Raw genomic sequence first — 11404 nt, 5'->3', positions numbered from 1 at the left:
CTCCGCCTTCGCCGGCGCGCGGCTCCTCGCGGCCGCCAACCCCGGCGGCTGCCCCTCGGCCAGCCGCGCCGCGCGCCGCCATCGCAGCGGCCCCGCCGCCGCGCTTCTTCTTGCGCTTGCCGCCGCGCCTCGCAGCCTCGCCGCCGACCGGTCCGCGCTCGTCCACCCAGCGCGCCTTGGCCGCCAGACGCGGCTTCATGTCGACCATTTCGAAGTCGATGTTGTAATCGTCCATGTTCACGCGAGCCACTCGAATCTTGACCTCGTCGCCGATCCGGTACACCTTCGAGGTGCGCTCCCCGATCAACGCCATGTGCAGCTCGTGGAAATGGTAATAATCGTCCGTCAGATCGCTCAGCCGGATCAATCCCTCAACCGTGTTGTCCAGCTCGACGAACATACCGAACCCGGTCACGCCGCTGATGATGCCGCTGAATTCTTCGCCGATCTTGTCCAGCATGAACTCGGCCTTCTTCAGCTTCTCGGTGTCCCGCTCGGCGTCCACCGCCACGCGCTCGCGTTCCGACGACTGCGACGCGATATCCGTCATCCGCGCCGCCAGCGCGTCATGCCGCAACTCCGGCAGCCCGCCGCCGCCGTGCTCGAGCACCTCGCGCATGACGCGATGCACGATCAAGTCCGGGTACCGCCGGATCGGCGACGTGAAGTGCGTGTAGAACTCGGCCGCCAGCCCGAAGTGCCCTAAGCTCTCGGCGTCGTATTTCGCCTGCTTCATCGACCGCAGCATCATCGTGCTGATGACGGTCTCTTCCTTCGTCCCCTTGATATCCTCCAGCAGCGTCTGCAGCGCGCGGGGGTGCACCGAGCCCCCCTTCCCTTTCACCGCATACCCGAAATTGCCCGCGAACTGGATGAAATGCATCAGCTTCTCGCCGTCCGGCTCCTCGTGGATCCGGTACAGGAACGGCACCTTAAGCCAGTGGAAATGTTCCGCCACCGTCTCGTTCGCCGCCAGCATGAACTCTTCGATGATCTGCTCGGCGATCGAGCGCTCCCGTTTCACGATGTCCACGGGTTTGCCCATTTCATCGACGATGACTTTGGACTCCTGGAAATCGAAGTCGATGGCGCCCCGCCGCATCCGATGCGCGCGCAAGCCCAGCGCCAGCTCTTCCATCAGCCGGAACGTGTCCGCCAGCTCCGCATAACGCTCCGTAACCTCGGGATCCTCGTCCTTCAAAATTTTGCGCACGTTCGTATACGTCATCCGCTCCTTCGTGCGGATCACGCTGGTGAAAATATCGTGTCGAACCCGCTTCAGCGTCCGGTGGTCGAACTCCATTTCGCAGGACATCGTCATCCTGTCCACCTTCGGATTGAGCGAACAAATCCCGTTCGACAACCGGTGCGGCAGCATCGGAATGACCCGGTCCACCAGGTACACGCTGCAGCCGCGGTTGTACGCCTCCTGGTCGAGCCTCGAGTGCTCCCGCACGTAATAGCTGACGTCCGCGATATGCACGCCCAGCAAATAGTTGCCGTTCGGCAGCCGCTCCACGTTGACCGCGTCATCCAGGTCTTTCGCGTCCTCGCCGTCGATCGTTACGATGACCCGGCCTCGCAAGTCACGCCGCCCTTGGCTGACGATCTCCTCTTCCGTGATCGTGTCCGGCGCCGCATCCGCTTCCGCCAGCACTTCCTCCGGAAAACTTTCCGGCAAGCCGTGCTTGCGGATAATGCTCAGGATGTCGACGCCCGGGTCGTCCTTATGGCCGAGCACTTCGACGATCTCGCCTTCCGCGGCGGACCGTCCTTCCGGATACCGGATGATGTTCGCGACGACTTTCTGTCCGGTCACCGCGCCCTTGAAATTCTCCTGCCGGATGAAAATATCCTTGTTGATCCGCTTGTCGTCCGGCACGACGAAACCGAACGATTCGTGGTTCTCGAACAGCCCGACGACCTGCGTGACCGCCCGCTTGGCGATCCGCACGATTTCGCCTTCCATCCGCTGCCCGTTGTCGCTTTTCGACGTCACCCGCACGAGCACGATGTCGCCGTTCATGGCGCCCTTCATGTCGTTGGCGTGGATGTAGACGTCCGGATGGTCCGGCTCGTCCGGAATCAGGAACGCGAAGCCCTTCGGATGGGCCTGCAGCCGTCCCCGCAGCAAATTCATCCGCTCCGGCACGCCGTAGCGCTCCGTGCGGGTCCGCAGGATTTTGCCCTCCTGCTCCATTTCGGTCAACAAACGCAAAAAGGCCTTGAATTCGTCCGCGTCCTCGATGCCAAAATGCTTCTCCAGCTCCTGGTACGTTAAAGGTTTATAAGCCGTCTCGCGCATGAAATCGAGCAGCTCCTGCTCCGTACACATCGGCATCCGCATCACCTCATTGTATGTAGTATATACGCATTGACGCCATGGCAACCGGGCTCAGCCGCAGAGTTCCGCCGCCAACCCGCCCGAAAGCATGAAAAAAGCAGGAAGCCCGCGCTCCCTGCCCGTAGTGTCCGTTATGTCTCAGCGGCTCACGAAATAAGCGACGACAAGCGCCAGAATGAAGAATCCCGCGGCCAGAACGATCGTCAGGCGCTGCAGGAACAGATCCAGTCCGCGTGCTTTCTGCTTGCCGAACAAGTGCTCCGCACCGCCGGAGATGGCGCCCGACAGGCCCGCGCTCTTCCCGCGCTGCAGCAGAACGACCAGAATCAGCCCCAGCGAGAAGACGACCAGTACGATTTTCAAGAAAATTTCCAAAGCTTCCACCTCCCGAATGCGAAGACACGAAACGCTCCACCGAGCGGATAAAGTCATAAAAACAGTATTTTCATTCTAACATATGCCCAATGAAATTGACAACCTTCCATTGCCGAATCGCGTCGATTAGAAGAAATCCGCCAAATACGGACGCTGGAGGGGCACTCGCCGCTCGAGCGTCTCCACGGCCGCTTCCGAACCTTGCAGCCTTCCGACCGCGCGAAGGAACCGGGGACGTCGGCCTCCGACCAGCATGGCCGTCAGCGTCGCGATATCGCAAGCCGCTTCGCCGCCCCCGCCCGCTCCGTTCTCCCGGCGAAGCCGCGCCGTACCGTCCGCCCCGATCGACAGCCGGTACGTTCCTTCATTCCATGGCGCATGCTTGTCTTCAAGCCGTAGCGAAACCTCGTCCGTCCCGCCCGAAGGCTGAAAAGCATACTGCGCCACGAACGCATCCGCGTCCACGATCCTCGACATGAAGTATGGCACGATCTCTTGTTTGAACCGGGGATCCGGCACCAGAAAAGCGGTATCGTCGTCCATGGGAACCGTCATTTTCAAATCGTCGATCATCGAATCGTGGTTGGCCGCGTAACTCCACAAGGCGGTCCGCGCTTCTTCCGTCGCCGCGACCCACTCGTGCACCTTCATGACTCGATCCCCGACTTCGTACAGCATGTAGCCTTGCGCACTTCCGGCTTCATCGAAATAGGCGGCGGCCAAGCCGGGTTTGGTCAGCGCGCGTTGCCGCCACAATTCATCGTCCCGGGACAGCATGCCGTCGTAACGGGAGGCGAAAGTCTCGTAGACCGGCGCCAGCAGATCCGGGCTTTTCTCCACGATCCGCACGGCCCCTGCCGTCTCCGCCCTCGGAGGCAGCAGCTTGACCGGTATCGTGTAATGCTTGCGCTCGATCGTCATCTCATAGCCGTATTTGCGATAGAACGGGAAATAGAACGGGTGCAGCATGCTGAGGCTCTGCCCTTGCCGCTTCATCGTTTCGAACGCATGGGTCAGCAGCTTTGAGACGCCGCCTTGCCGCCGGGCGTCCGGCCAAGAAGCGACCGCGGCCACCCCGCCCATGCGCAGCTTGCTCCCTTGCACCCAGGTCTCGAACGGGATCAAGAGCAGCGCCGACAATAACCGGCCGTTGTCGTCGAACAAGCCGTAATCCCACTCGGGACGGAACAAAGCCCGCCGGCTTTCGATTTGCTCGCCCGTCAGCGGCATTTGGAACGCGAACTGCATGAGCCGCATCCGTTCTTCGAAATCTTCCATCGTTAATGGCCGAATTTCCGCCAAGCCTTCCGCCTCCTCTTGGTCCGTTTTCTACCCAAATCCTAGCCCATCCCGCCGTGCAAAGCAATCCCGTCCTCCGCTTGCAGCGCGCATACCCTTGGCAATAGATTGGAATTCTACGGACATTCCCTAAGGAGGCGCTGCGAAATGGCGAAAATGTTCATGTTCCTGGCCGCTGCGGCCTTGTGTCTGATCGGCCCGGCCGGTCATGTCCATGCGAAGGAGACCGGCGGCTGCGGCAGCCTGGAGCGGATGTTCCCGGGCAAAGTCAAAGAAGAACGTTCCGTCTGCAAAGTGGAGTTCGTGCGGCGGGACCTGCAAGTGACCCACATGGGCCTGAAAATGCCGCCCGAGCTGATGGAACTGGCGCTGATGGCGAACTTCGGGACGGCGGGCGGCCAAACGGTCCTCATGGGAGAGTTCGCCTTGCTGGAGGGCGAAGTCAATCCGGTCATCGACGCCCTCCGCCGGGGCGGGGCGGAAATCACCGCCCTTCACAATCATATGATGGGCGAGCATCCGAGAATCCTCTACCTTCATTTCCAAGGGATGGGCGACCGGGACGTGTTGGCCCGTGCCGTGCAGAACGCCGTGCGTTCCGTCGCCAAGGGGACTTGATCCCCCGCGCCGTTCGATTCGCGTAACGCGGAAAAAGCCACTCCGCAGGGGAGTGGCTGATTTCCTTTTTAAACCTTATGCCCAGCCGCGCGCGCGGAACCACTCGAAGTTCAGCTTGGCGCTCTCCAGCGAACCGACGTCGTAACGCTCCTGCTCGATGATGACGTACTGGACGCCCGCCTTCTCGCAAGCCGCCAGCGCGGAATCCCAATCGACGCTGCCGCGGCCGATTTCGGTGTCCGTACCGTCCGCTTTGAAATCCTTCGCATGGACGAGAGGCAGCCGGCTCGCGTATTTGTTCACGTAAGCCGCGGGATCTTGGCCGCCCACCTTGACCCAGCCGAGGTCGAATTCCGCGAGCATCTTGTCGGCCGGAATCCGCTCCAGCAGACGGTCGATAACGAGCTTGCCGTCCACGGATTGGAACTCGAACGCATGGTTATGATAGCCGAACTTCATGCCGTAGGACGCGACGATCTCGGAAGCCTGCTCCAGCACGTCCGCCATGCGGTTCACGGCGGCAACGTCCGGATGGTCCCCGAGCGGAAACCACGGCACGACGAACCACTGGATGCCCAGCTCGCGATAATACTCGGCGGACGCTTTCAGGTTGTCTTGCCACTGATCCGGCTGATCCATCGTCAGCCCGACGTGCGCCGACGGCGCATTCAGTCCGGCGTCGTCCAGCGCCTTGCGCAAGTCCTTGGCGGCAACGCCGTAGTTGCCGGCCAGCTCCACGTTCTTGTAGCCGATGTCGCCGATTTTGCGGATCGTTCCCAGAAAATCCTGCGCGCACAGATCGCGTACCGAATACAGCTGAATCCCGACTTGAGGTTTGCTCATCCGAACCGCACCACCTTAGGTTCTAAAATTGGCCTTCTTCTATGTCCTGCCTACCGCATTGGTTCCCATACCTTTCCTATTATAGCCCATCCCTCCCTCCGCGGCGAAAGCGGGATTTTAGGCTTCTTTGTATGCATTTTGGACGCGCGCCGCCTCTCAAACGAAGAAGCGCCGCCTGGGCGGGCGGCGCCTTCTCCTTGTTAGGGACCAACTCAGAAACCTTTATATTGCGGCTCCTCGTTCTCGAGCTGCTGTACCCGCGATTCGATCTGCTGCAGAATCTGCCCGGTCTGTGCCGCGCAGTCGGTGAACATCTGCTTGGCTTCCTGGTTCTGCGTGTTCAGGGCGAATTGCTCCAGACTGGCTTGCGCGCTCTTAAGAGAAGCGACGCAGGTTTTGACTTGCGTGGATACGGTCACGTCGAATCACCTTGTCCTTTTCTTCGTTTTTCGATTGCCAAGCCGTAGCTTTCCCTTTTCTCCTTTCGTTACGATTGTAAATAATTTACATTCTTAAAAACCTCCCGCGAAGGCAACCTTGTTAGCAAATGGACAATCGGAGGAACCGCGGCTATGGCCAACAAGAAGCTGAAAAAATTGACCCCGGTGCAGCAGGAGTACCAGAAAGCCGCCAAGCTCCGGGAGCCGAAACGTCCCGTGTTCTTGAACTGCGTCCGGGCTTTCGTGACAGGCGGGCTTATCTGCGTGCTGGGCCAAGCGATCCAGCAACTGATGATCCATTGGGGCGGTTTCGACGAGAAACGGGCCGCCAATCCGACCGTCGCCATCCTGATCCTCATCTCCGTCCTGCTTACCTGCTTCGGCGTGTACGACAAAATCGGCCAATGGGCCGGCGCGGGCTCTGCCGTCCCCGTCACCGGCTTCGCCAATTCGATGGCGTCCGCGGCGATCGAACACCGGAGCGATGGCATCGTGCTCGGCGTCGGCGGGAACATGTTCAAGCTGGCGGGATCCGTCATCGTGTTCGGCACCGTGGCCGCATTCGTCATCGCCGTCATTCGTCTGCTGGTTAGAGGGGGATAATAAGCGCCATGCTGAAGGGGCATCAAACCTGGGTGTTCGAACGGAAGCCCGTCATCGCTTCGACCGCCGCCGTCGTCGGGCCGTTCGAAGGACGCGGACCGCTCGCCGACGATTTCGACATCATCCACGGCGACTCTTTGCTGGAGCAGGACAGCTGGGAGAAAGCGGAATCGACGCTGCTCGAGGAAGCGGCCAAAATCGCGATCGAACGGGCCGGCGTGACGAAGGAGCAAGTGCAATTTTACGTCGGCGGGGACTTGCTGAACCAGATCACGAGCACCAGCTTCGCCGCGCGCACGCTGTCGATTCCGTATCTCGGCGTGTTCGGCGCCTGCTCCACCTCGATGGAAAGCCTGGCGCTGGCCGCGTTCATCGTCAACGCCGGCGGCGCCCATTACGCGATGGCCGGCACGAGCAGCCATAACTCCAGCGCCGAGAAGCAGTTCCGCTATCCGACGGAGTACGGCTCGCAGAAGCCGCCGACCGCGCAATACACCGTGACGGGCGCCGGCGCGGCCGTACTCGCCGAGTCGGGCTCCGGCCCCCGCGTCACCGCCGCCACCGTCGGCCGGATCGTGGACATGGGCCTCAAGGATCCGTTCAACATGGGCGCCGCGATGGCGCCGGCCGCCATCGACACGCTTACGGCGCATTTCCGCGAATTGGATCTCGGACCGGACCATTACGACCTGATCGTCACCGGGGACTTGGCGAAGGTCGGTCATGCCATCGCCTGCGATCTCATCGAGAAGCACAAGCTGCCGATCGATCTGGCCCGTTATCAGGACTGCGGGATGATGATCTACGACTACGACAAGCAGATGGTCCAATCCGGCGCCAGCGGCTGCGCCTGCTCGGCGGTCGTCACGTACGGGCATCTCATGCGGAGAGTCCGCGAGGGCGAGCTGAAACGCATCCTTGTCGTCGCGACAGGCGCCCTGTTGTCCCCGCTTTCATATCAGCAAGGCGAATCGATTCCCTGCATCGCGCACGCGGTGGCCATCGAGTCCGCGGCCGTCGCCGAAGGGGGGGCGTGACCGCCATGCCGAACTGGATCGAGATTCTGCTCCGTTCTCTGGGCGCTTTGGTCGTTCTGTTCGCGTTCACGCGCATCCTGGGCAAGAAGCAGATTTCGCAGCTGACGTTTTTCGAATACATCATGGGGATCACGCTGGGGGAACTGGCCGGCTTCATCTCGACCGATATTGAGAAGCATTACTTTTACGGCATTCTGGCCATGTGCGTCTGGTTCCTCGTGCCGTTCGGCCTGGAACTTCTGACGCTCAAGAGCAAAATCCTCCGCCAGTGGTTCGAGGGCAAAGGCCGCGTGCTGATTAAAGAAGGGAAAGTGCTCGAGGACAATTTGAAAAAGGAGCGGCTGACCGCGGACGAGCTGATGGAACAGCTGCGCGCCAAGAACGCCTTCCGCGTAGCCGACGTCGAATTCGCCGTCATGGAGTCCGACGGGAAGCTCAGCGTTCTGCTCAAGAGGGACAAACAGCCGCTCACCCCGAGCGACATCGGCATGAAGCTGGTGAACGAAGTCGAGCCCCAGACCGTCATCATCGACGGCAAAATCATGCATGAGCCGCTTGCCACGATCGGGCTGAACCAGGGATGGCTGAAGACGGAGCTGGAAAAAATCGGGGTGACCGCGGAAAACGTGTTTTTGGCGCAGGTCGACGCGTACCAGCAGCTTTACGTCGATCTGTACGACGACCAGATCAAGACGCCCGCGCCCCAGGCGAAAGCCTTGCTGTACGCGACGCTCAAGAAAATCCAGGCCGATCTGGAGCTGTTCGCCCTTGCGACGCGCGAACCGAACGCAAAGGCCATGTACGGCAGCAACGCCCAGAAGCTGCAGAGCGTGATCGACAAGCTGAAGCCGATTCTGGATACCTGAGTCGGGCGGGCAGCGGACTTTCGGTCTTCCGAGGCCTGTTCGCATGCGGACATCCGTGTTTGGCCGGTCCCCGAATCGGGGAATATCTGGTAGACTGGTACAACAGGCAGCAAGGACTAGATCGACCGGAGGCCGGAACCGCTTATGGACTATATCGTATTGGACATCGAATTCAACGGACGCAAATTCGCCAGCGAACTCCCGATGGAGGTCATCGAGATCGGAGCGGTGCGGCTGGGGCCGGACCTGACGCTCATGGACGAGTTCAGCGCGTTCGTGAAGCCGGTCTATTTCGCCAAATTGAACAGCTTCATCAAGAAGAAAACGGGAATCGACCAAACGGACATCGACCGGGCGGACGGATTCCCGAAGGTGATCGGCGCGTTCCAGGATTGGCTGAAGCGCAGCGAATCGTTCCTGCTCTTCACTTGGGGCGGCGAAGATATCAAACGCATCGTGCTGGATACCCGGATGCACGGACTGGACGACTCGCTGTGGACGGGCTTACGCTATTACGATTTGCTCAAAGGATATCTTCGCTGCAAAGGCGTCACGAACGACGTCAGCGTGGAAGCCGCGCTCGCGGAACTCGGGATTCCGATGGAAGGGTCGGCCCACCGCGCGCTGGACGATGCCAAGATGACGGCCGAGGTGCTTCGGAAAATCCGCGACGGGCTCGACCTGGAGCGGACGCAGCAGTATAAGGACCTATTCTCCAACTCGAAAGAGCGGAGAATGGTCAAAAACGCGATCCGTTTGTTCCGGTCGCAGAAGGTCATCCCGACCTGGGAGCAGGTGGCCGAACGCCTCGCCGCCGCCAAGGTCGACCTGTCGAACGAGAAGAAAGCCGCGGAGCTGCAGGAGTATTTTCAGGCGCAGCTGGAAGGAAAATGAAGAGGGTCGAAGGAATTGGAGGTTTTTAGCACCCTTTGTCGAATATGTCGGAGAGCAGCACTCCACCGACATGAGGTGATCGGATGTCATCGCAGCCTCCTCCAACATCATCTTCGAAGCCGAATTGGTTCGTTGCCGAACAGGTTACCCTGATCTTCCTATTCGTGATCGCGGCCATCATCGCGTACAAGAATGCCGCCGATGACGGCGGCAGCGCTTTCGTTATCTTGCTCGCGTTAGGAGTGATCGGCTTAGCCGCATGGCTCGTCAGCTTGATCATCGCCGCGTTCGCGAATCATGCGGGAAAGCTGAAGGATCAGCTGATCTGGATTCCGGTCCTCCATGTCGCGCTGATCGTTTACGCCGGGTTTAGCATCAGCATGGTCCCGGAAACCCCATCCGCAGACCCGGAAACGCCTGCCGCGCCCACCTTTGAAGAATATAAAGCCAGCGCGATTGACCCGGATCCCAGGGCGCTCGCCAGAACGGCGGACAGCGAATTCAAGGGCAAGATCGTTCACCTCACGGGAACCGTCATCCAGGTCGTCGGCAAAGGAGACGAACTGCGGGTTCATTTGAACGATGCCTCGGGGCAAGAGTCGTCGATCTATGTTTACGTCTTCCGCAAGGATTCGGCCGGCACGCTTCTGGAGAACGACAAGCTGGAATTGTGGGGCACCGTGCTGGGGAACTTTACCTATACGAACTTGCTTGGCGGGGAAACGACCGCTCCTTCCGTTCAAAGCGAATATCTCCAACTGCTAAGCTCCGCGCAACCGGGCTCGGATGCCAGCATGCCCGGATCGAGAAGCAACCCGCTTCCGATCGGAACCGAGATGACGTACAACATTCAGAAAACGATCGAACAATACCAGGCCACGTTCAAAATGGAGCAAGCGGTGCGCGGCGATAAGGCATGGGCCATGATTCACAAAGCGAACCCTTATAACGAGCCGCCATCGGAAGGATATGAATATTTGCTCGTCAAACTTAAAGTCGCCATCGTAAATAACGCAAAGCCTGACGCGGCGGTTACGATCAACGCCATTCATTTCACTCTCGTGTCCTCATCCGGCAAAGACTACGATTCCGCCTCAGTGATCGCGCCTGAACCCGAGTTGGACGCATCGATGTATGCCGGGGCGGAGAATACGGGCTGGGCCGCCTTCCAGGTCAAGACGGACGACCCTCATCCGCTTCTGGCTTTCAGCAGAAATTACGATGGAACCGGCGGGATATGGTTTAAAACGGACTGATCGAATGCCCGCCCATGAAAAATAGGCCAACCAGAAATCTCTGGTTGACCTGATCATACGACAGCGAGCCTGCCGCGGCAGGCTCGCTTTTATTTATGCTGGAGCACTCTCCGGTTCCGGATTTCCAATTGGCCGATAAGGCCTTTCACGCTGCGCATCGCTTCCTCCGTGTCCGCTTGGGGGCTCGAACTTTCATCGATCTTGCCAATTCGATCGGCTAACGCGGCCACCTGCTCCGACAGTTGGAAATCCAAATCCCAAAGCGCGGGAGGAGAGATCGGGTCGCTGTAACGGACTTTTTCCTCCAATTCCCCGATTTCGCGAATCAGATCGCCGAAGCTCTCCGGATTTTCCGCCAGTCTCTGCTTCATCATGGTCAGCGTCACGAGCAGGTCCTTATTCCAATTGACCTGGTTTTTGACGTCCGATTCTTCCCCTTCCGCATCCTTCAAAAAGAGATGCACCACGGCCGCCAAGATGAGCCCCGCAACGAAAGCGATCAAGTGGATCAACGCGTACGTTTTGGCGGACACGTTAAGGATAGCGGAACAGACGACGATAATCGCCAGTACGGCCGCAAAGTACAGACCGGCGATCGCGACGTATGCGGCAAATCCGGGTACCATTCGGTTAAAGCGGCTCCCCGCGTATTGGATGTAAAGGGCCGCCGCGTAAACGGCCGTCTCGGCGATAAACAACGAGGCTAACGTCACCCCGAAATGATAAGGCCGAAACGACGGCAAATCGAACAACAGCAGCGCGGCGACCGTGAGCACCAGCGCCAGCGCGAAGATGATCGTGGTCACCCGGGTACGGGAATTTTCCATTT

Annotated in this window: 12 protein-coding genes; 6 read left to right on the top strand and 6 right to left on the bottom strand. The window is 59.7% G+C overall.

The window, feature by feature from the left end; all coding sequences use genetic code 11:
• From rnr to PTZ19_RS16430, 3 genes are all read right to left on the bottom strand, one after another.
• On the bottom strand, positions 1-2335 hold a 2335-nt coding region (gene rnr, locus PTZ19_RS16440), incomplete at its 3' end, for a ribonuclease R (RefSeq protein ID WP_276356167.1).
• 147 nt (positions 2336-2482) lie between these two features.
• Positions 2483-2719: a preprotein translocase subunit SecG gene (secG, locus tag PTZ19_RS16435; RefSeq protein WP_276356159.1), complete on the bottom strand. Its 237-nt coding sequence runs from the start codon at positions 2717-2719 to the stop codon at positions 2483-2485.
• A 126-nt stretch (positions 2720-2845) separates the two neighbouring features.
• Positions 2846-4021: a GNAT family N-acetyltransferase gene (locus PTZ19_RS16430; RefSeq protein WP_276356158.1), complete on the bottom strand. Its 1176-nt coding sequence runs from the start codon at positions 4019-4021 to the stop codon at positions 2846-2848.
• Between the two features lie 144 nt (positions 4022-4165).
• On the opposite strand from PTZ19_RS16430, the gene PTZ19_RS16425 reads away from it, so the two are divergent.
• Positions 4166-4636 (top strand): DUF1259 domain-containing protein, encoded by a 471-nt coding sequence (locus PTZ19_RS16425; protein ID WP_276356157.1) that lies wholly within the window; start codon positions 4166-4168, stop codon positions 4634-4636.
• Between the two features lie 75 nt (positions 4637-4711).
• Here the strand turns inward: PTZ19_RS16425 and PTZ19_RS16420 are convergent, their stop codons facing one another.
• Positions 4712-5479, bottom strand: a complete 768-nt coding sequence (locus PTZ19_RS16420; RefSeq protein ID WP_276356156.1) for a sugar phosphate isomerase/epimerase family protein — start codon at positions 5477-5479, stop codon at positions 4712-4714.
• Positions 5480-5691: 212 nt separating this feature from the next.
• Positions 5692-5898, bottom strand: coding sequence for a DUF1657 domain-containing protein (locus PTZ19_RS16415; protein WP_276356155.1), 207 nt, complete (start codon positions 5896-5898; stop codon positions 5692-5694).
• Positions 5899-6051: 153 nt separating this feature from the next.
• Here PTZ19_RS16415 and spoVAC point away from each other — a divergent pair, with 153 nt between their 5' ends.
• The 5 genes from spoVAC to PTZ19_RS16390 all read left to right on the top strand — a co-directional run bounded on the left by spoVAC (position 6052) and on the right by PTZ19_RS16390 (position 10575).
• Positions 6052-6522: a stage V sporulation protein AC gene (spoVAC, locus tag PTZ19_RS16410; RefSeq protein ID WP_276356154.1), complete on the top strand. Its 471-nt coding sequence runs from the start codon at positions 6052-6054 to the stop codon at positions 6520-6522.
• 8 nt (positions 6523-6530) lie between these two features.
• Positions 6531-7559 (top strand): stage V sporulation protein AD, encoded by a 1029-nt coding sequence (gene spoVAD, locus PTZ19_RS16405; protein ID WP_276356153.1) that lies wholly within the window; start codon positions 6531-6533, stop codon positions 7557-7559.
• Positions 7560-7564: 5 nt separating this feature from the next.
• On the top strand, positions 7565-8425 hold the full coding sequence (locus PTZ19_RS16400) for a DUF421 domain-containing protein (protein ID WP_276356152.1): 861 nt from the start codon (positions 7565-7567) through the stop codon (positions 8423-8425).
• Positions 8426-8569: 144 nt separating this feature from the next.
• Positions 8570-9319 (top strand): 3'-5' exonuclease, encoded by a 750-nt coding sequence (locus PTZ19_RS16395; RefSeq protein WP_276356151.1) that lies wholly within the window; start codon positions 8570-8572, stop codon positions 9317-9319.
• Between the two features lie 83 nt (positions 9320-9402).
• On the top strand, positions 9403-10575 hold the full coding sequence (locus PTZ19_RS16390; protein WP_276356150.1) for a DUF4352 domain-containing protein: 1173 nt from the start codon (positions 9403-9405) through the stop codon (positions 10573-10575).
• Between the two features lie 89 nt (positions 10576-10664).
• Here the strand turns inward: PTZ19_RS16390 and PTZ19_RS16385 are convergent, their stop codons facing one another.
• Positions 10665-11402: a hypothetical protein gene (locus tag PTZ19_RS16385; protein WP_276356149.1), complete on the bottom strand. Its 738-nt coding sequence runs from the start codon at positions 11400-11402 to the stop codon at positions 10665-10667.
• Positions 11403-11404: the final 2 nt, after the last annotated feature.

It is taken from the genome of Cohnella caldifontis, from assembly GCF_029360585.1.
Taxonomy (GTDB): domain Bacteria; phylum Bacillota; class Bacilli; order Paenibacillales; family Paenibacillaceae; genus Cohnella; species Cohnella caldifontis.
Note: the sequence above shows the minus strand (reverse complement) of the source record. Positions and strands in the feature narration are given on the sequence as shown.

Coding starts and splice junctions, on each gene's coding strand:
- PTZ19_RS16420 (WP_276356156.1), bottom strand. CDS start 5,479: ATGAGCAAACCTCAAGTCGGGATTCAGCTGTATTCGGTACGCGATCTG.
- PTZ19_RS16385 (WP_276356149.1), bottom strand. CDS start 11,402: ATGGAAAATTCCCGTACCCGGGTGACCACGATCATCTTCGCGCTGGCG.
- PTZ19_RS16390 (WP_276356150.1), top strand. CDS start 9,403: ATGTCATCGCAGCCTCCTCCAACATCATCTTCGAAGCCGAATTGGTTC.
- PTZ19_RS16425 (WP_276356157.1), top strand. CDS start 4,166: ATGGCGAAAATGTTCATGTTCCTGGCCGCTGCGGCCTTGTGTCTGATC.
- spoVAD (WP_276356153.1), top strand. CDS start 6,531: ATGCTGAAGGGGCATCAAACCTGGGTGTTCGAACGGAAGCCCGTCATC.
- PTZ19_RS16400 (WP_276356152.1), top strand. CDS start 7,565: ATGCCGAACTGGATCGAGATTCTGCTCCGTTCTCTGGGCGCTTTGGTC.
- PTZ19_RS16395 (WP_276356151.1), top strand. CDS start 8,570: ATGGACTATATCGTATTGGACATCGAATTCAACGGACGCAAATTCGCC.
- spoVAC (WP_276356154.1), top strand. CDS start 6,052: ATGGCCAACAAGAAGCTGAAAAAATTGACCCCGGTGCAGCAGGAGTAC.